Source organism: Acidiphilium iwatense, from assembly GCF_021556475.1.
Lineage (GTDB): Bacteria > Pseudomonadota > Alphaproteobacteria > Acetobacterales > Acetobacteraceae > Acidiphilium > Acidiphilium iwatense.
On sequence record NZ_JAKGBZ010000011.1, the window covers coordinates 69,728 to 88,477 of the forward strand.

Consider the following 18,750-nt stretch of genomic DNA (forward strand, 5'->3'; position numbering starts at 1 on the left):
TTAAGTATGGCCGAAACTGAACCCGTATCGGGCGCCCCGCCCCGTCTAAGCGTTGTGCCGAGGGTCCCATTGGATTTTCTGTTGCGCTGTTTTTCTGATAACAATAGATGAGGAGGCCAAGATGCTGAAGTCTCATGCCATTCCTGTAAAGTTTGGCAGAATTCTGCTTTCATTATTTATCCTCTGGGGATTGTCCACGACACCAACTTGGGCGTCAACCAAAACCCTCTACCTTTTTAACTGGGCGCATTATATCGGTAATGGAGTTATCAAGAAATTTGAAGCAAAATGCGGTTGCAAGGTGATTCAGAGTTATTATAATTCCAACGCACAACTTGTCGCCAAACTCAATGCTGGGGGCGATGCGCAATACGATGTTGTTGTTCCGACCAGCTTTTATATTTCCCAGCTTGCTGACGAAGGATTAATTCAAAAACTAGACCATGCACGCCTATCGAATTTCAAAAATCTTCTGCCAAAATTTCAGAATCCAAGTTATGATCCACATGACGCCTATTCGATTCCATACCAATGGGGTACGACGGGTGTAATCTATAATACAAAAAAATTCAATAGCGCGCCGAATAGCTGGGCGTTACTGTTTGATCCGAAAGAAAATCCGCATTATCCGTTTGCGCTCATAGGTGGCAAGGGGCGTGAGACCATAGGCGCGGCATGTGCATACCTCGGTTTCGGTATTCAGTGTAGCAAGAAGAGTCAATGGTTGAAGGCGGCGCGCTTAATCGAGAAGACAACGAAGCGGCCGAATTTCATCGGCTTCGTTGGCGGCGAAGTCGAGGTTCATGATATAGAAGTTGGTATCATCGACGCCGGAATGAGCTGGAACGGCGACATTGCTACTTGTCACGCGGGGCAAATGGGGCATTGCCCGGATACGAGGTACATCGTGCCCAAGGAAGGCACTCTGATGTGGGTCGATACGATGGCCATTCCCGCACATGCGCCTGACCCGGCACTAGCGTACGAGTTCATAAACTATATTCTTTCCGCTAAAGCCGGAGCCGAGCTGTCGAACTTCAACAACTACTCGAGCCCCAACGCGAAAGCGATGCCATATCTTGATAAGGCCCTGAGTGCGCCATTGGTGTCGCCAGGCAAAGATGAGATGAGAAGATTGTATTTCTTGAATCCTCTTCCAAAGAACAAGGTGCAGGTATTTTACGCTATCTGGTCGGCAGTTCGCGAGCACTGACCGGATATGTCGTAGGTCTTATGACGGCGAGCACGGCCAGGATTCACGCGTGAAGAACTGACGATGGATCGACAGTCGTTTCCGGCCAGCCTTTATGTGGAAACCGCGAAGTCCGGCGTTGTTGCGCCGAGCCTTGCCGGTCACATTCGAACATCCGTCGCGATCATTGGCGGCGGCTATACAGGCCTCTCAGCGGCTCTATGTTTGGCAGAACGTGGCGTGCGGGTTGTCGTTCTTGAGGCCAACGACGTTGGTTGGGGAGCTTCAGGACGAAACGGGGGACAAGTAAATCCCGGCCTCAAAGCGGATCCGGACGAGATCGTGCGACGGTTCGGAAACGAGAGAGGAAACAGGATGATCGACTGGGCTTGGAACGGCCCCAGCCGAGTGTTTGAATTGGTGCGCCAGCACGGGATGGAATGTGAAGCGAGGCAGGATGGAACCATTCGCGCCGCATACACGACGACTGATGAAAGGCGGATCATGCAGAGTATCGCTCAATACGTGCGCCATGGCATGCCTGTAGAGCTTCTATCGTCACATGCGATGCAATCCCGAACTGGCTCGTCGCGCTATTTGGTCGGCATGCTGGATCGCCGCGGTGGATCGCTGAACCCACTGGGGTATGCGCGAGGTCTGGCAGCCGCCGCTCGGAGAGCCGGCGCGGAGATCTACGGCGCGAGCCGGGTGTTACGAGTCCGAAGAGACGGAGCCCATTGGACTCTTACGACGGTTCGGGGGAGCGTAGACGCCGAGCAGGTGGTTCTCGGTACTAACGGATATACGGATGAGGTTGCCGCAGCGGTTAAGAATAGCCTCGTACCTGTCTATAGTGCGATCATCGCGACGGAGCCTTTACCTGACGCGCTCGCAACTACCATCTTGCCGGGTCGACAAGTCGTCTATGAGCTTGGCCCGCTTCCAACCTACTTTCGAGTGGATGAAGGAAATCGTCTACTGATCGGAGGGCGGAGCGTTCTCCGATCGAAACAGGGGCTCAATAGTTTTCTCCATTTGAAGCGCTATGCGTCACGGCTATGGCCCTTTCTCAACGGAATTGAATGGACCCACGGTTGGAATGGCCGTGTCGCGATCACTTTGGATCATTACCCGCATGTGCATGAGCCGGCACCCGGTATGCTGGTGGGAGTTGGATACAATGGCCGCGGCGTCGCGATGGCGACGCTTGTAGGGGAGCTCCTCGCTCGTAGAGCCCTCGGTGCAAAGGACGATGAATTGGAGCTGCCCATCAGTCCCATCGCGCCGGTTCCATTGCGACGGTTTTGGAGAGTGGGCGTGGCGGCCCGGATAGCATATGGTCGGATGAGGACCCGACTATCTGGATAACTTGGTCACCGGCTGGTGCGTTTTTGTGAATTTCGTGTCAAGTGGAGCGAAGCCGTGGGCGGCGCCTTCTCAGTCAGGCGAGGCTCCGGCCCACTTATTGCGGAACCGCGCCGATGCGGCGCGCGCGGCGACAGCCTGGCAGAGATACCCGCCGCCGGTTCATGATACCCGTAAAATCAGAGGCGGGATTTGTCATGATGCCCCTGTCGCAATGATCACTCTGCGCTCAGCGAACTCGGAAGAGCGTCGAAGAGGCGGCGGGCGATCCTCGCTTCTTCGGTATTGATGCCCCTGGGAAGAACAGGCATCAGAAAATCACCTTCCGTCGTTTTGATGAGCCATACCCTGCAAACATTGCGGCCGGCGAGACGTATTTTAAATTCAATCCGATCCACGACAAGAATCTCCGGCGGACGGGGATTGGTGACCGGGTCGTAACCGAAAGTCCGCATAACTCCGATCAAATGGGTGTGGTTATCGCCGACATCCCGATTTCCATAATTATGATCCCGGTACCACTGGCCTCCCGCGCCTTCGTGAAAATTGTCAGCCTCGAGTTCGAGCCGTGAAATTCGTCCTGGCGGCATTGGGATGGTTCCTCGACAGAAAGGCATGATTTTCTTGCCCGCTGGACGTTACCATATCCGTTCCTTTGCTTGAATGGAAATCTATTGCGGTGCAGGAGGATGGCGGCTTGCGGCACGATGGATTGCTTCGCTCCGCTCGCAATGACGGTTCCGATGTTTGTCTCGAACCGGGACACTGACAGGAGGATGGCGGCTTGCGGCGCGATGGATTGCGTCGCTCCGCTCGCGATGACGGTTCCGATGTTTGCCCCAAACCGGGACACTGACAGGAGGATGGCGGCTTGCGGCGCGATGGATTGCGTCGCTCCGCTCGCGATGACGGTTCCGATGTTTGCCCCGAACCGGGACACTGACAGGAGGATGGCGGCTTGCGGCGCGATGGATTGCTTCCGCCTCGCAGGCTCGGCGTCGCAATGACGGGATGGGGCGGTGCCTTTATTTTCCCGCCTTATGCGCCGCCGCTTCCTCGGCGCTGGAAACTCCGCCATGCGCCGCCGACCAAGCGACCGGGTCTTCCAGGAACTTGCGCACCCCGGCAAGTGTCGCTTCAGGGAAATAATTTCCGCCCCGGCAGGCTTCCAGCACATCCCACCAGGTGCAGAGATGGTGCAGGGAAATCCCCATCTCGGCGAGCTTGGACAGGCTGCCCGGAAACACCCCGTAATAGAACACCACGAAGACGTGATCGCAGATCGCCCCGGCGTCGCGCAGTGCGGTGGCAAACTGGATTTTCGAGCCGCCATCGGTGGTCAGATCCTCGACCAGCAGCGTGCGCTTGCCTTCCGGCACGTCGCCCTCGATCAGCGCGTTGCGGCCGAAACCCTTGGGTTTCTTGCGGACATAGGCCATCGGCAGCGACAGCCGGTCGGCGATCCAGGCAGCGTAGGGAATCCCCGCCGTCTCGCCGCCGGCCACCGCCTCGATCGTCTCGAACCCGATATGCCGGGTGAGCTTTTCCACCCCCAGCTCGCAGATTTTCGCCCGCGCGCGCGGAAAATAGATGATCTTGCGGCAATCGATATAGACCGGCGCCTTCCAGCCCGAGGTGAAGGTATAAGGTTCGTCGGGGCGGAAATTGACCGCCTTGATTTCCAGCAGAATCCGCGCCGCCGTCAGCGCCGCATCCCGGTCCCAATCGCTCGCGTGTCCCATGCCCGCCGCCATCTCAGCCCTCCGTGCTCTGCGCGGTCCTAGATCACCCCTGCCCTGCCGTCCACCGTCTTGCCGCGCGGCGCCGAGGTGATAGACATCCCCGGAACCGAGCGCGGAGGAGCAAAATCGTGGCGAAAATCAAGGTCAGGAACCCCATCGTCGAGATGGATGGCGACGAGATGACACGGATCATCTGGGGCTTCATCAAGGACAAGCTGATTCTGCCCTATCTCGACATCGACCTGAAATATTTCGACCTCGGCATCGAGCACCGGGACGCCACCGACGACAAGGTAACTGTGGATTCGGCCCTGGCGACCAGGGAATACGGCGTCGCGGTGAAATGCGCGACGATCACCCCGGACGAAGCGCGAGTGAAGGAATTCAACCTCAAGCAGATGTGGCGCAGCCCGAACGGCACCATCCGCAACATTCTCGACGGCACGATCTTCCGCGAGCCGATCATCTGCCGCAACGTCCCCCGTCTGGTGCCGCACTGGTCCGAGCCGATCGTGATCGGCCGTCACGCCTATGGCGACATCTACCGCGCGGCGGAGACGAAAATCCCCGGCCCCGGCAAGGTGCAGCTTTCCTACATCCCCGCCGATGGCAGCAAGCCGATGATCCTCGACGTGCATGACTTCAAGGGGCCCGGCGTGGCGCTGGGGATGCACAATACCCGCGCCTCGATCGAAGGTTTCGCCCGCGCCAGCTTCAATTACGGCCTGCTGCGCAACTATCCGGTCTATCTTTCGACCAAGAACACCATCCTGAAAGCCTATGACGGCATGTTCAAGGACGTGTTCCAGGAGATTTTCGACGCTGAATTCAAGGCCGAATTCGACAGGCACGGCCTGACCTACGAGCATCGGCTGATCGACGACATGGTGGCCTCGGCGCTCAAATGGAATGGCGGCTATCTCTGGGCGTGCAAGAACTATGACGGCGACGTGGAAAGCGACATCGTCGCCCAGGGTTTCGGCAGCCTCGGGCTGATGACCTCGGTGCTGATGAGCCCGGACGGCAAAACGGTGGAGAGCGAGGCGGCGCACGGCACGGTGACGCGGCATTATCGCGAGCACCAGAAGGGCAAGCCGACCTCGACCAACCCGATCGCCAGCATTTTCGCCTGGACCCGCGGCCTTGCCTATCGCGGCAAGTTCGACGGGACGCCCGAGGTCACGGAATTCGCCGAAACCCTGGAACGCGTCTGCGTCGAAACCGTCGAATCCGGCCACATGACCAAGGATCTCGCCATCCTGATTTCCAAGGATCAGCCCTGGATGACCACGCAGGATTTCCTCGCCAAGCTCGACGAGAACCTGCAATCCGCCATGGGTCGCCGCAAGGCGGCATGACGACCATGCCGATACGGCCCTGACAAACGGGGGGTGCTCTTCTATTTATCGATAATGAGCACCATCCCGTTTTCCGTTCTCGATCTCGCGCCGGTTCCCGAGGGCGCGACGCCCGCCGATGCCTTGCGCAACACCGCCGATCTCGCGCGCCATGCGGAACGTCTCGGGTTCAACCGCTACTGGCTGGCCGAGCACCACAACATGCCGGGCATCGCCAGTGCCGCGACGGCGGTGGTGGTCGGCCATGTCGCCGGCGCTACAAGCAGCATCCGCGTCGGCTCGGGCGGAATCATGCTGCCCAATCACGCGCCGCTGATCGTCGCCGAGCAATTCGGTACCCTCGCCTCGCTCTATCCCGGCCGGATCGATCTTGGGCTGGGTCGCGCGCCGGGCACCGATCAGCGCACTGCCCGCGCACTGCGCCGCGACCTCGCGGGCAGCGAAGCCCGTTTTGCCGAGGATGTCCTTGAACTGCAATCCTATTTTCAGCCCGCGCCGCCCGATCAGCCGGTCCGCGCGGTTCCCGGCGCCGGGCTCGACATGCCGATCTGGCTGCTCGGGTCGAGCACCTACGGCGCGGAACTCGCGGCCGAACTCGGCCTGCCGTTTGCCTTCGCCTCGCATTTCGCACCCGACCTGCTGAGCCGCGCCTTGCAACTCTACCGCACGCGATTCCAGCCCTCGGCGCAGCGTGCCAGGCCCTATGCGATGCTCGGGGTCAATATCTTCGCCGCCGAAACCGACGCGCTCGCCGCGCATCTGTTCACCTCGCTGCAGCAGGCCTTCATCAATCTCCGGCGCGGCCGGCCCGGCAAATTGCCCGCGCCTCATGCCATGGAGGAACTCTGGTCGCCGCTGGAAAAAGCCCAGGTCGAGCACGCGCTCATGCATTCGATCGTCGGATCGCCGGAGACGGTCCACGCCGGGCTCGCTGCCTTCATCGCGGAATACCGCCCGGACGAATTGATGATTACCGCCCAGATCCACGATCATGCCGCACGGGTGCGCAGCTTCGAGATCGTCGCGGCGGCGCGCGACGCATCGGCCGTTCAGCTCCGCCCGTAGGTATCCTCGTAGCGCACGATATCGTCCTCGCCGAGATAGGCGCCGGACTGCACCTCGATCAGCGTGAGCGGAATGCGGCCCGGATTGTCGAGCCGGTGAACGCAGCCGAGCGGCAGGTAGAGGCTCTCGTTCTCGCGCACGAGATGGGTTTCGGCATCGCGAGTGACCAGCGCCGAACCCGCCACCACCACCCAGTGCTCGGCGCGATGGAAATGCTTCTGCAGGCTGAGCTTGGCGCCGGGCATGACCACGATCCGCTTGACCTGGAACCGGTCGCCCTGAATCAGGCTTTCGTAGAATCCCCAGGGGCGATAGACCCGGTTATGCGCCTCGGCTTCGGGGCGCTTGTCGCGTTTGAGCCGGTCGACCACGGATTTGACGTTCTGGGTCTTGTCCCGGTGGGTTACCAGAACGGCGTCCGGCGTGGTGATCACCACCACGTCCTCCAGCCCCAGCACGGCGGTCACCGCACCTTCGCTGCGCACGTAGCAGCGCGCCGAATCCTCGATCAGTGCTTCGCCCATCGCGGCATTGCCCGAAGCGTCTTTCGCCGCGACCTCCCAGATCGCCGACCAGGAGCCGACATCCGACCAGCCGATCGCCGCCGGCACCACGGCGGCGCGATCGGTCCTCTCGGCGATCGCGTAGTCGATGCTGATATCGGGCGAGGAGCGGAAACCCTCGGCGCCGAGCCGGATGAAATCGAGATCGAGCTGGCGCGCATCGAAGGCGACGCGCGACGCGCGGGCGACATCCGGTGCGAGGCGCTCCATTTCGGCGAGCAACGTGCGCGCGGTCGCGACGAACATGCCCGAGTTCCAGAAATGCCGCCCGTCGGCGATCAAGGCGGTGGCGGTCGCGGCCTCGGGTTTTTCGATAAAGCGCGCGATGCGGAAGGCGCCGTCATGACCGTCCAGCGCCGGACCGCGCTCGATATAGCCATAGCCGGTCTCTGCCGCGGTGGGCCGCATTCCGAACGTGACGATGAAGCCCTCGCGCGCGGCGCGCACGGCGATGCCGAGCGCCGATAGCAGCGCGGCCGTATCGGCGATCGACGCATCGGCGGCCATGATCCAGAGCACCGCGTCCGGGTCGGTTTCGGCGATCAGAAGCGCGGCGGCGGTGATCGCCGGCGCGCTGTTGCGGCCCTCCGGTTCCAGCATGATGCGCGCCCCCTCGGCGTCGGCTTCGCGCAACTGCTCGGCGACGATGAAGCGGTGCTCCTCGTTGGCGACCACGATGGGCGGCGCGAACCCGTTGCCCGCGGCCCGCGCCGCGGTTTCCTGCAGCATGGTACGCCCCGAGATCAGCGGCCAGAACTGCTTCGGATAAGCCTTGCGCGAGACCGGCCAGAGCCGGGTGCCGGTGCCTCCCGAAAGAATCACCGGAACGATCGTCTCGTTCCGCGCTCCAGTCCCATCAGCCATGCGGTCCCCCAATTCACGTCGCCGCTTCATTGCCAGCGGATGCGTTATGCGTCCAGCATGATGCGGAAAAGGCAGGACATGACCGATTCGATCGACAAGATACGGCTCGAGGATCTCACCAGTGCCGAACTGCGCGCTCTGCTGCCGCGCCGGCCGGTCATCCTGCTGCCGCTGGGGAGTCAGGAGGATCAGGGCGCGCACGCGCCGATGGGCGATTTCCGGCTGACAGACATCATCGCCGCGCGCATCGCCCACGCCGCCACTGGCGCCGGAACCCTCACCCTCGCCGCCCCAACCCTGCCCTTCGGCGCCGCCGACCATTTCGGCGCCGTTCCCGGCGGTCTTGCGTTGGCGCCGGCAACGTTCCGCGCCGTGCTGTCCGATGTTCTAGCCGAGCTGGCACGCAACGGGCTGGAGCGCGTCGTGATTCTCAACGGTCATGGCGGCAACGCACCGGTCATTCACGAGGCGACGCTCGCGATCCGCCGCGCCGAGGGGCGGCTGATTCCGTCGGTCTATCTCTGGAAGATCGCACGCCGGCTGATGGAGCGCAGGATCGGCCCCGCTCCGGCGCGCTTCGGCCATGGCGGCGAACCGCTTGCCTCGATCACCCTCGCTTTGCGCCCGCGGGCGGCGCGACCCGATCTCGCAACCCCGCCCGCCGCCGCGGGACGCGTCATCGGTCTCGATGTCGCGGGATTCGGCGCACTGAGTTTCGGCGGCGTGGAGATCGACGCTCCGGTCGAATATCCCGAAATCGCCCCCAGTTCCGCCGCCGCCGATGCGACCCAGGCCGACGCGGCGCTGGGCGAAGCGGTGACCGATGAGCTGGTCGCCATCGCGGCGCGGCTCTGCGCGCATGTCGCTTCCCAGTCATGAGCCTCGTCGCCGGCTGGATTCCGGTCACCATCGCTGCCGCAATTTTCCAGGTCTGGCGCACCGCGTTGCAGGCGCGGCTGCGCGGCGCGCTGACACCGGGCGGCGCCGGCTTCGTGCGCTATCTCTATGCGCTGCCGGTCGATCTTGTGCTCCTGTGCGGCGCCCTTGCAATACTGGATCGCGGCTTGCCCGTCTTCGGGAGCACATTCGTCCTGTTCTGCCTGATCGGCGGGATCGCGCAGATTTTCGGCACCAACCTGCTCATCATGGCGTTCGGTCATCGCAATTTCGTGGTCGGCACCGCCTATGCGAAGACCGAGGCGGCGCAGCTCGTGCTGTTCTCGGTGGTCGTGCTGGGCGCGCACCTTCCGACGATCGCGATCCTCGGCATCATGCTCGCCGTGGCGGGCGTACTCGGGCTATCCCTCGCCGGTCAACGCATGACTCCTTCCGAGGTGCTGCGCGCCTCGACGCAACCGGCGGCGCTGTGTGGACTCGGCGCCGGCACCGCCTTCGCGATCACCGCGATTTTGCTCCGCAACGCCTCACTCGCCCTGCCCGCGGCAACCCCCGTGCTGCTCAGGGCCCTGCTGGTGCTGATGCTGACCAATACGTTGCAGACGGTCGCGCAAGGCGCCTTCATGGCCCTGCGCACCCCCCGCGAACTCGTTCAGTGCATCGTGCTCTGGCGCAGAGCGGCGCCGGTCGGCGTGCTGTCGGCGCTGGGGTCGGGCTGCTGGTTCGCCGGCTTCGCGATGACCGACGTGGCGCTGGTGCGCGGCTTCGGCCAGATCGAGATTCTGTTCACCCTCGCCGTCGGGCATTTCTACCTGAAGGAGCGCACCAGGCCCGGCGAAACCATAGGGCTGGTTCTAGTGGCGCTCGGGGTCGTCCTGATCGCTGCGGCGGGGTTTGGTTAAGGCGTCAAGAACCGCCCCGGACATCCTTCACGGGACGCCCGTCGAGAACGCTGAAAAGACGCGGTGGCGGAACCGGTGATTCCGCCACCCTATCGAATCAAATCAGAGACCGAGACCGCCGAGAATACCGGTCAGACCGCTGAGGCCACCGAGGCCGCCGGTCAGTTGGCCGACCAGACCGCCAAGGATAGCCGCGCCACCCGCCGACAATGCGGCAAAGTCACCGGTCAGAGAGGTGAATACGCCCTCGAGATCCGCAGCTCCCCCCGAAAGCAGGCCGCCAAGACCGCTCAGGCTGCCGCCAAGGCTGAAGGACAGGCCGGCGCCCGAGACGGCGTCGATTTCAGCGGCGGTGAGTTCACGAATGGTTGTCATTGCGGATAGTTTCCTTTTTGTGAAGCGATTGAAAGGCGCAGAACTCCGCCGACGAGGACGCCGTTCTGCCGATAATGTCGGGCGAAAGGCTCTATCTGACCCCCGGACCTGCGGCCCGCGCCGTCATCGAATCCTCCCGAGGCTTGATCGCTTTTGGCGTTGTCTCAAAAACCATCAAAACCTAAGAAAACGTATACAACCTCGCCTAACCTCGTCAATTTGATTCTAGAATTATTTTTCAATTTAAATCATTAAAATTGCATTACGGCCGGCTCCGTTGCAATTGGAGGTTGCTGTTTTCTCAGGATTTCAAGAATTTACCCGGCACATCGATCATAAAATGAGAATCTGATCAAAACGCCAAAAATCATCTTGATTTTAGCGACCTTGCATGGCGTGTTACCGCAATCGGCGGTTTCATGGCGAAGGAGTGAGCGTGTCGGACGGTTTGTTTCGCGAAGCCACGCTCGACGCGCAGCGCGAGGAGTGGCTCGGCCCGATCCGTCTGGCCTCGCCGCCCGGACACTGGGTTCTGTCGGGCCTGGCCGGACTGATCGGCGCTGCCGTCATTCTGTTCCTGGTCTTCGGCCACTATACACGGCGCCAGACCGTATCCGGCGCGCTGGTGCCCTCATCAGGCCTGCTGAACATCAGCGCGACCATCGCCGGAACGGTCAAGCGGGTCGATGTGCATGACGGCGAAACGGTTCGCGCCGGGCAGCGCCTGCTCGAACTTTCCGGCGATGTCGACAGCCGGAGCATGGGCCTGATCGACGTGCTGATCGGTCAATCGCTGCGCGACCAGCAGGCGCTGCTCGAACAGGATCTCGCCACCCAGAAACAGGAAGTCGCGACCGAAACCGCAGGCCTGAACGCGAAACTCGTCATGCTGAACACCGAGCGCGGCGCGATCGCCGGGCAGATCGCGATCCAGAGGCAGGATATCGCCAGCACCGAAGCGGTTCTCAACAAGTTCAAAAGCATCGGCGGCGGCCGTTTCATCTCCGATCTGCAGATGCAGCAGCAGAAATCCACCGTGTTCGCGGCCCGCGCCCAGCTCAAGGCGCTCGAGCGCGAAACCGCCGCGATCGATCAGCAGATCGCCAAGACGACCCAGGATATCCACCAATTGCCGCTGAACGCGGCCACCCAATCGAACGCGACCCGCTCGAAACTGGCCAGTATCCGTCAGCAGCTTGCGCGGACTGCCGCTTCCGCCTCGATCGTGCAGCGCGCGCCGAATGCCGGCATCGTCTCGTCGATCGTGGTCGATCCGGGCCAGGCGGTCGCCACCGGCCAGTCGCTGATCTCGATCACCCCGGCAGGTTCGATCCTGCGCGCGCAGTTGCTGGTTCCCAGCCGGGCGATCGGCTTCATTCATCGGGGCAGCCGGCTCAACCTGCGCTACGCCGCCTTTCCCTACCAGGAATTCGGCCAGTATCGCGGCACCGTCGTCTCGATTTCGAAAAGCGCGCTGACACCAAGCGAAGTCGCGGCTCTGACCCAGACGCAGGCGAAGGAACCGCTGTACCGGGTGATGGTCGCGCTTGACCGCACCCATGTCGATGTCTACGGCCAGCGGGAGGCGCTACGCGCCGGACTGGCGCTCGATGCGACCATCGTGCTCGACCGGCGACGGCTGATCCAATGGGTGTTCGAACCGCTCTATGGTCTTGGGCGGGACGTATTCGTCGGCACACCGCACCACCCGGCGGTGCGGCGGACCGGCTCGAAGGTCGCGTCATGAAAATCCCGGATTTCGCATCGTTCGGCCTCGACGGCCTTACCTTCGGATTCGGCCGGCATTTGCCGATCGTTTTGCAGACCGAGGCGGCGGAATGCGGTCTCGCCTGCCTCACCATGGTCGGGCGCTATCACGGCCACGATATCGACCTGCCCAATCTGCGCCGGCAATTTCCCGCCTCGCTCAAGGGGGCAAATCTGACCCGGCTGATTGAGATCGCCGGCCGGCTCGGTCTCGATTCGCGACCGCTCCGGCTCGAACTGGAGGATCTGAAAAACCTCGGAACGCCGTGCCTGCTGCACTGGGATCTCAATCATTTCGTCGTGCTCAAATCGGCCGACGCGAACGGCGTGACCATCCACGACCCGTCGCGCGGCGTGCGCCGGCTGACCCTTGCCGAAGCGTCGCGCTCGTTCACCGGCATCGCGCTCGAATTGTCGCCGCGCGCCGATTTCCGGCCCGCCGAGGCGCGGCGCTCGATCTCGCTGCGCGCCCTCGCCGGCCGGATCGTGGGACTGCGCGCGGCCGCCGTGCAGATCCTGATCCTCGCTCTGGCGCTCGAGATATTCGGCATTCTGGGGCCGTTCTATCTGCAATGGGTGATCGATCAGGTGCTGGTCACCGCCGATCATTCGCTGCTCACCCTGCTCGGCATCGGTTTCGTACTGGTCACGATTTTTTCGGTGGCGATCTCGGCTTTGCGCGGCTGGGTCGTGGTCTATGTCAGCACCCTGCTCGACGTGCAGTGGGCCTCCAACGTGTTCGCCCATCTGATGCGCCTGCCGCTCGACTATTTCGAGAAACGCCATATCGGCGACGTGGTGTCGCGCTACGGTGCGGTGCAGAACATCCAGCGCACGCTGACCACCAAGTTCGTCGAAGCCGTGCTCGATGGGGTGATGGCGATCCTCACCCTGGTCATTCTGTTCATCTACAGCCCGGCCCTGAGCGTCATCGTGCTCGGCGTGTTCGCCGCCTATGGCGCGCTGCGCTGGCTGTTCTTCATGCCGCTGCGCCAGGCGACCGAGGATCAGATCGTCTTCGCCGCCCGTCAGCAGAGCCAGTTGCTGGAGGCGATCCGAGGCGTGCAGCCGATCAAGCTGTATAACAAGCAGAACGAACGCACCGCGCGCTACGGCAACGCCCTGGTCGAGACCGCGAACCGCTCGGTCATGGTGCGCCGGCTGCATATCGTGTTCACCGCGCTGCAATCCGGCCTGTTCGGGCTGGAGAACGTGGCGCTGATCTGGCTCGCGGCCCTTCTGGTGCTGCGCGGACAGTTCACCGTCGGCATGCTGATCGCCTTCACCATGTATGCGAAGCAATTCACCGCGCGCGCCGGCAATCTGGTCGATTCGGCGATCGAGTTGCGGATGCTCCGGCTCTATGGCGAACGCCTCGCGGATATTGTGCTGACGCCGCCGGAACGGCATGTCGGCTCGGCCTATGAAGGGCCGCTGCCGACACCGTCGATCGAACTGCGCAATGTCGGTTTCCGCTACGGCGACGGCGAGCCCTGGATTTTGCGGAACTGCTCGATGCTGATCGAAGCCGGGCAATCGGCCGCGCTGGTCGGGCCGTCCGGTGCCGGCAAGACCACTTTGGCCAAATTGATCCTCGGGCTGCTGGAACCCACCGAAGGCGAAATCCTGGTCGGCGGCCTCGACATCCGCACGCTCGGCCTCGCCACCTATCGCTCGATGATCGGCGCGGTGATGCAGGACGACCAGTTGTTCGCCGGATCGATCGCGGAAAATATCAGCTTCTTCGATCCGGCGTCAACGAACGAGCAGGTGACCGAAGCCGCGACCATGGCCGGAATTCACGACGAAATCGTGGCGCAACCGATGGGCTATCGGACGCTGGTGGGAGACATGGGCTCGACGCTTTCAGGCGGCCAGCGCCAGCGGCTGATCCTGGCGCGTGCGCTGTATCACCGGCCGCGCATCCTGTTGCTCGATGAAGCGACCAGCCATCTCGACACCGCGCGCGAGGCCCGCATCGTCGAGGCGATCGCAGGGCTGAACGCGACCCGCATCGTGATCGCCCACCGCCGCGAGACCATCGTGCTGTGCGACCAGATCATTCTGCTGAACGCCGGCCAGGCGAACCGGATCACCCTGGCGCCGCCGACGCCGGAAGCACAGGAAACCCAAGCCGGCGTCCGTAACAAACGGAAACATGAAAAAGCCTGAAAATCAATAACTTATAGAGAAATAATCAGAAATATTCATTGATTTTCCAGACCGTTCGCCCGCGTCTAGTGTGCATCGCAGCGATTTGATGAGGCTTCGATCACGATGACGCGCATGGCCATGCGGCCGGATGGATGGACGAGGATGCCGCGGGCGGATGACACCCGGCGCGGCCTGAAATCGATCATTTCATGCGAAGGCTTCGGTCTGCACGGCGGCGCGGCGGTTCATCTGCGCTTCGTGCCGGCCGCGCCAGGGAGCGGCATCGTATTCCGGCGCACCGATCTCGATGCGACCATTCCGGCACGGCACGATTTCGTCGCCGATACCCGTCTCTGCACCGTTCTCGCCGATCCCCGGCACCCGGAGGCGCGGATCGGTACGGTCGAGCATGTCATGGCATCCCTCGCCGGGCTTGGGATCGACGATGTGCTGATCGAGGTGGATGGCCCGGAAGTCCCGATCCTCGATGGTTCGGCCGCTGAATTCGTGTTCCTGCTCACCTGTGCTGGCATCGCCGAAAGCGAGGCGCCGCGCGAGGTAATCGAAATCCTGCGCCCGGTGCGCATCGCCGACGGCGCTGCCTTCGCCGAACTGCGCCCCGCCGGGCCGGATGCCGAAGGATTTGCCCTGGCGCTCGACATCGATTTTCCGGCCCGCGCGATTGGCCGCCAGGCTTTCTCGCTCGACCTCTCGCCCGCGCGCTTCACCGAGGATCTGTCCCGCGCACGCACCTTCACCATGAAGGACGAGATCGACGCGCTGCATGAAGCCGGTCTGGCGCGCGGCGGCAGCCTCGCCAATGCGGTGGTGGTGGATGGCGGCCGCGTGCTCAACCCCGAGGGCCTGCGCTACCCTGACGAATTCGTGCGCCACAAGCTGCTCGACGTGGTGGGCGATCTCGCTTTGGCCGGCGCGCCGATCATCGGCCGCTTCGTCGGCGCGCGCACCGGCCACCGGCTGAACAATCTTTTGCTGCGCGCCTTGTTCGCGGATCCGGCGAATTATCGCCGGTTCGAGACCACCGTCCCGGAATTCGCCGCCGTCGCCTGACGGCCCCCCCTACCGGGTCGCCGCGATCACCCGTCCGTTCTGCATGCGCCAGATCCGGTCGAATTTTTCCACGCCGGTCAGCCGATGGGCAATCAGCAGGACGGTCCGTCCGGCCAGGGTCTCGTTCAGCGTGCTCATGAACTCGCGTTCGGTCTCGATATCGAGACCCGAGCAGGGTTCGTCCAGAATCAGGACCGGCGCCGGACTCAGCAGCGTGCGCGCCAGCGCGAGACGCCGCCCCTGCCCGCCGGAAAACAATACCCCTTGTTCGCCGACCCAGGCATCGAGCCGATCCGGCAGGGCGCGAACGACATCGCCGATCCGCGCGGCATCCAGTGCCGCCCAGAGTTCCGCCTCGCTGGCATCGGGCCGGGCAAGGAGCAGATTATTGCGCACCGTATCGGCGAAAAGATGCGTCGCCTGCGACAGCCAGGCGACGCGCGTGCGCACGTCCGCCGCGTTGAGCCGTGCGATATCCACCCCGCCGAGCCTGATCTCCCCGGCCTCGGGTTCGGCAAGCTTGAGCGCCAGCGCGGCAAGGGTCGATTTTCCGGCACCCGATGGCCCGAGCACGGCGATGCGCGAACCGGCCGGTACCTGAAGCGACAGCCCGTCGAACACCGGCGGCAAGGTGGCGGACCAGCGGAATGTCACCTCGTCGAAACTCAAGCCATGCGCAACCGGCATGGCGGCGGGCGAGGCGGGATCGGCGACGCGCGGCGGCGCTTCCGCCGCCTCCAGCACGCGAGTTGCCGCGGCGCTCGCGCGGCCCGCGATCACCCCGGCGCGCGGCATCGCGCCCACCGCCTCGAAAGCAGCGATCGCCACGAACACCGCGATAACGATGGCGACAGGACGCGCGCCATGGATCAGCAGAACGGCGAGAAGTGCTGCCTGCGCGGCCAGGAACGAGACCGCCTGCATCGCCCCCGCGCGCGCGGCGAGCATTCTTTCTGCACCGAACAGCCGCGATTCCTGCGCCTGGATCGCGGCCAGCATCCGCCCCTCGGCGCCGTAAACCTTGACCTCCCGCAAGCCGCTCAGCGCATCGAGCGCTGCGACGCGCAAGGCGCCGCCGGCCTGCGCTTCCGCCTCGGCGGACCGGCGCGCCGCTCCCATCGCCCGCCAGGGGAATAAAAAAGCGATCAGCGCGAACAGCGCCAGCACGATCGCTGCCGCCGCGGCATCCTCGCGTCCGACCACGAACAGCAGAACGGGAATCAGCATCAGGGCGCCGAAGCCGGGAACCAGGATGCGAAGAAAAATCCCGTCCAGCGCCTCGATGTCGTTGACCAGCCGGGCCAGAACGTCGCCCGCGCGACGATAGCCGAGCCCGCCGGCAGCGCTGCGCGCGAGGCCCCGGAAGAACCAGATGCGCAATGCCGTGAGCGCGCGGAACGTGGCATCGTGGGTGACCAGCCGTTCGAAATAGCGCAGCGCCACGCGCGCGACGCCAAGCGCCTCCAGCGCGGCCGGTACCGCGAGGCCGATGCCGAGCGTCGCCGCGGCGATGTAGCGGCCGGCACCGGCCATCAGCGCGACCCCGGCGGCGAGCGCGGCGAGAGCGACGATCACGCCTGCGGCAAGGGCGGCGCGCTGCGCCCGCCATAATCCGATGATCCGCAGGATCGGCCGCGCCCGGTTCATCAAGCGACCCCTTCCAGCCCCGCGGTGCGCACGGCACCGAGATCGAGCTTGCGGCCGGTGAACTCGTGGGCGAAAGCGGCATGGCTCGCCAGGATCACGGTCCGCCCGATCGCGAGCCGCTTCAGGCTGTCCAGCACGTCGCGTTCGGTCGCCGGATCGAGCTGCGCGGTCGGTTCGTCGAGAAGCAGAAGCTTGGCGTCCTTCAGAAACGCGCGTGCGATCGCGATCCGCTGCGCCTGGCCGCCGGAAAGCCCATAGCCGCCGTCGCCGATCGGCGTCGCAAGCCCAAGCGGCAGCGCATCGGCGAAATCGGCGACGCGGGCGAGCCGGACCGCCTCGCGCAATTCGGCCTCGCTCGCCTCCGGCCGGCCCAGCCGGATATTCTCCTCGATCGATCCCGCGAACAGAAAGGGCCGCTGGCCGATCATCGCGGTCATGCGCGCGAGCGCGGCCGGAACGATGGTCTCGATCGGCGCGCCGTTGACGGTGATCCGTCCGGCCTGCGGATGCGCGAAACCGAGCAGCAATTCGAGAATCGTCGATTTGCCCGAGCCTGACGGTCCCACCAGCATCATCGTCTCGCCGGCCGGCAGGCGGAAACTGAGCCGATCGAGGACCGTGCCGCGCAGCGTATCCCAGGCGAACGACACGCCCTCGAAAACGATGGTCACCCCTTGGGCCGGCACGGTGCGGATCGCGGGCGGCGGTGCGGCGTGCACCTCCGCGCGCGGCAGTTCGATCAGATCCTCCGCCGCCGTCTCGGCGGTCATCCGGTCCTGATAGACCGCCGAAAATGCCCGCAGCGGCGCGAAGAACTCGGGCACCAGAAGCAGGGAAAACAGGGCAGCGGGAGCGGACGCCCAATGGCCGGCGAGCAGCGGTCCGGCGAACCGGATCGCGATCGCGACCAGCGCCGCGGCGGCGAGCAGATCCATCACCGTCGCGTTCAGAAAGGCGACGCGCAGGATACGCAGGGTGCGGCGGCGCAGCTCGTCGGCGGTGCCGCCCAGCGCCTCGGCCTCGGCCTCGGCCCGACCGGCGAGCACGATGGTCCCGATACCGCGCACCCGGTCGAGGAATCGCGTCTGCAGCCGCCGCATCGCGGTGAATTGCCGGCGTGCCGCCATGCCGGTGCCGATTCCGGTAACCGCCATCGAAACGGGCACCAGCAATCCGGCGATCAGCAGAATGAGCCCGCTGCGCCAGTCGGCGATCGCCGCGGCGGCGGCGACCATCAGGGGACCCACCAACGCAATGCCGGACGCCGGAATCCAGCGCCCGTGCAGCCCGCCCAGCGCCTCGATCCGATCGACCACCACCGCCGCGAGCTCGGCGGAATGGCGCCCGCGCAGCAAGCCGGGGCCGAGCGTCATCAGCCCGCCGAGCGTGGCACTGCGCAGCCGGCGACGCGCGGCGATGCCGAGCCTTGCTGCCTCGCGTTCCTGCACGACGATCAGCCCGGCGCGCAGCACGGCGGCGATCGCGAAGCCGATCGCGAGCAATTCGACCGGCGCCGAACCGGGGCGCAGAGCGGCGGCGAGCAGGCGGGACGCGCAATAGATTTGGCCGATCGCGAGCAGAACGCCGAGCAGCCCGAGACCGGTCGCGGGCGCGGCGCGGCGCCGTCCGCCGCGAATTTCCTGCCTGATCCATGATTTTGTCGGGGAGACGCTGCGTGCCATGGCCGGAGACATATAAAGCTTTCCCATGAAACCCAACAGCACGGGACGCCGGGGACCGCGAGAGCGCGATTTCTTCATCACGGTGCCTCAATGAAGCGGGATCAAG

At 63.9% G+C, this 18,750-nt stretch carries 15 protein-coding genes; 9 read left to right on the forward strand and 6 right to left on the reverse strand.

The genetic code is table 11. From position 1 onward, the window contains the following. Window positions 1–121: 121 nt before the first annotated feature. Window positions 122–1,213 (forward strand): ABC transporter substrate-binding protein, encoded by a 1,092-nt coding sequence (locus tag L2A60_RS07735; protein ID WP_235703800.1) that lies wholly within the window; start codon window positions 122–124, stop codon window positions 1,211–1,213. Between the two features lie 63 nt (window positions 1,214–1,276). Continuing rightward, on the forward strand, window positions 1,277–2,560 hold the full coding sequence (locus L2A60_RS07740) for an NAD(P)/FAD-dependent oxidoreductase (RefSeq protein ID WP_235703801.1): 1,284 nt from the start codon (window positions 1,277–1,279) through the stop codon (window positions 2,558–2,560). A 215-nt stretch (window positions 2,561–2,775) separates the two neighbouring features. On the opposite strand, the gene L2A60_RS07745 is transcribed toward L2A60_RS07740, so the two are convergent. Next, the gene (locus L2A60_RS07745; RefSeq protein WP_235703802.1) at window positions 2,776–3,147 is read right to left on the reverse strand and encodes a hypothetical protein; all 372 of its coding nucleotides are present in this window, start codon (window positions 3,145–3,147) and stop codon (window positions 2,776–2,778) included. Between the two features lie 435 nt (window positions 3,148–3,582). Beyond that, window positions 3,583–4,311: an orotate phosphoribosyltransferase gene (locus tag L2A60_RS07750; protein ID WP_235703803.1), complete on the reverse strand. Its 729-nt coding sequence runs from the start codon at window positions 4,309–4,311 to the stop codon at window positions 3,583–3,585. A 116-nt stretch (window positions 4,312–4,427) separates the two neighbouring features. On the opposite strand from L2A60_RS07750, the gene L2A60_RS07755 reads away from it, so the two are divergent. Both L2A60_RS07755 and L2A60_RS07760 read left to right on the forward strand, forming a co-directional pair. Continuing rightward, window positions 4,428–5,657 carry an NADP-dependent isocitrate dehydrogenase gene (locus L2A60_RS07755; protein WP_235703804.1) on the forward strand — a complete coding sequence of 410 codons (1,230 nt, stop codon included), beginning with the start codon at window positions 4,428–4,430 and terminating at the stop codon, window positions 5,655–5,657. 54 nt (window positions 5,658–5,711) lie between these two features. Further along, complete coding sequence (locus L2A60_RS07760; protein WP_235703805.1) at window positions 5,712–6,722, forward strand: LLM class flavin-dependent oxidoreductase; 1,011 nt, start codon at window positions 5,712–5,714, stop codon at window positions 6,720–6,722. Here the strand turns inward: L2A60_RS07760 and L2A60_RS07765 are convergent. Next, window positions 6,707–8,149 carry a mannose-1-phosphate guanylyltransferase/mannose-6-phosphate isomerase gene (locus L2A60_RS07765; RefSeq protein WP_235703806.1) on the reverse strand — a complete coding sequence of 481 codons (1,443 nt, stop codon included), beginning with the start codon at window positions 8,147–8,149 and terminating at the stop codon, window positions 6,707–6,709. The two genes, L2A60_RS07760 and L2A60_RS07765, sit on opposite strands and share 16 nt — an antisense overlap. A gap of 78 nt (window positions 8,150–8,227) precedes the next feature. Between L2A60_RS07765 and L2A60_RS07770 the strand changes: the two genes are divergently transcribed. Continuing rightward, on the forward strand, window positions 8,228–9,028 hold the full coding sequence (locus L2A60_RS07770; protein ID WP_235703807.1) for a creatininase family protein: 801 nt from the start codon (window positions 8,228–8,230) through the stop codon (window positions 9,026–9,028). Continuing rightward, window positions 9,025–9,948 carry an EamA family transporter gene (locus L2A60_RS07775; RefSeq protein WP_235703808.1) on the forward strand — a complete coding sequence of 308 codons (924 nt, stop codon included), beginning with the start codon at window positions 9,025–9,027 and terminating at the stop codon, window positions 9,946–9,948. The genes L2A60_RS07770 and L2A60_RS07775 overlap by 4 nt, the downstream gene beginning before the upstream one ends. A gap of 102 nt (window positions 9,949–10,050) precedes the next feature. On the opposite strand, the gene L2A60_RS07780 is transcribed toward L2A60_RS07775, so the two are convergent. Further along, window positions 10,051–10,323 (reverse strand): hypothetical protein, encoded by a 273-nt coding sequence (locus L2A60_RS07780; protein WP_235703809.1) that lies wholly within the window; start codon window positions 10,321–10,323, stop codon window positions 10,051–10,053. A 436-nt stretch (window positions 10,324–10,759) separates the two neighbouring features. On the opposite strand from L2A60_RS07780, the gene L2A60_RS20735 reads away from it, so the two are divergent. The 3 genes from L2A60_RS20735 to lpxC all read left to right on the forward strand — a co-directional run bounded on the left by L2A60_RS20735 (window position 10,760) and on the right by lpxC (window position 15,315). Next, the gene (locus tag L2A60_RS20735) at window positions 10,760–12,070 is read left to right on the forward strand and encodes an HlyD family secretion protein (protein ID WP_235703810.1); all 1,311 of its coding nucleotides are present in this window, start codon (window positions 10,760–10,762) and stop codon (window positions 12,068–12,070) included. Continuing rightward, complete coding sequence (locus tag L2A60_RS07790) at window positions 12,067–14,262, forward strand: peptidase domain-containing ABC transporter (protein ID WP_235703811.1); 2,196 nt, start codon at window positions 12,067–12,069, stop codon at window positions 14,260–14,262. Before L2A60_RS20735 ends, L2A60_RS07790 begins: the two co-directional genes overlap by 4 nt. Window positions 14,263–14,406: 144 nt before the next feature. Further along, window positions 14,407–15,315, forward strand: coding sequence for a UDP-3-O-acyl-N-acetylglucosamine deacetylase (gene lpxC / locus L2A60_RS07795; RefSeq protein ID WP_235703812.1), 909 nt, complete (start codon window positions 14,407–14,409; stop codon window positions 15,313–15,315). 9 nt (window positions 15,316–15,324) lie between these two features. On the opposite strand, the gene cydC is transcribed toward lpxC, so the two are convergent. After that, the gene (cydC, locus tag L2A60_RS07800) at window positions 15,325–16,962 is read right to left on the reverse strand and encodes a thiol reductant ABC exporter subunit CydC (protein WP_235703813.1); all 1,638 of its coding nucleotides are present in this window, start codon (window positions 16,960–16,962) and stop codon (window positions 15,325–15,327) included. Beyond that, complete coding sequence (gene cydD / locus L2A60_RS07805; RefSeq protein ID WP_235703832.1) at window positions 16,962–18,644, reverse strand: thiol reductant ABC exporter subunit CydD; 1,683 nt, start codon at window positions 18,642–18,644, stop codon at window positions 16,962–16,964. Before cydD ends, cydC begins: the two co-directional genes overlap by 1 nt. Window positions 18,645–18,750 lie beyond the last annotated feature (106 nt).

Excerpts from the sequence above, each read along its gene's own strand:
- L2A60_RS07735 (WP_235703800.1), top strand. The coding sequence starts at position 122 with ATGCTGAAGTCTCATGCCATTCCTGTAAAGTTTGGCAGAATTCTGCTT.
- L2A60_RS07740 (WP_235703801.1), top strand. The coding sequence starts at position 1,277 with ATGGATCGACAGTCGTTTCCGGCCAGCCTTTATGTGGAAACCGCGAAG.
- L2A60_RS07745 (WP_235703802.1), bottom strand. The coding sequence starts at position 3,147 with ATGCCGCCAGGACGAATTTCACGGCTCGAACTCGAGGCTGACAATTTT.
- L2A60_RS07750 (WP_235703803.1), bottom strand. The coding sequence starts at position 4,311 with ATGGCGGCGGGCATGGGACACGCGAGCGATTGGGACCGGGATGCGGCG.
- L2A60_RS07760 (WP_235703805.1), top strand. The coding sequence starts at position 5,712 with ATGAGCACCATCCCGTTTTCCGTTCTCGATCTCGCGCCGGTTCCCGAG.
- L2A60_RS07765 (WP_235703806.1), bottom strand. The coding sequence starts at position 8,149 with ATGGCTGATGGGACTGGAGCGCGGAACGAGACGATCGTTCCGGTGATT.
- L2A60_RS07770 (WP_235703807.1), top strand. The coding sequence starts at position 8,228 with ATGACCGATTCGATCGACAAGATACGGCTCGAGGATCTCACCAGTGCC.
- L2A60_RS07775 (WP_235703808.1), top strand. The coding sequence starts at position 9,025 with ATGAGCCTCGTCGCCGGCTGGATTCCGGTCACCATCGCTGCCGCAATT.
- L2A60_RS07780 (WP_235703809.1), bottom strand. The coding sequence starts at position 10,323 with ATGACAACCATTCGTGAACTCACCGCCGCTGAAATCGACGCCGTCTCG.
- L2A60_RS07790 (WP_235703811.1), top strand. The coding sequence starts at position 12,067 with ATGAAAATCCCGGATTTCGCATCGTTCGGCCTCGACGGCCTTACCTTC.
- lpxC (WP_235703812.1), top strand. The coding sequence starts at position 14,407 with ATGCCGCGGGCGGATGACACCCGGCGCGGCCTGAAATCGATCATTTCA.
- cydC (WP_235703813.1), bottom strand. The coding sequence starts at position 16,962 with ATGAACCGGGCGCGGCCGATCCTGCGGATCATCGGATTATGGCGGGCG.
- cydD (WP_235703832.1), bottom strand. The coding sequence starts at position 18,644 with ATGGCACGCAGCGTCTCCCCGACAAAATCATGGATCAGGCAGGAAATT.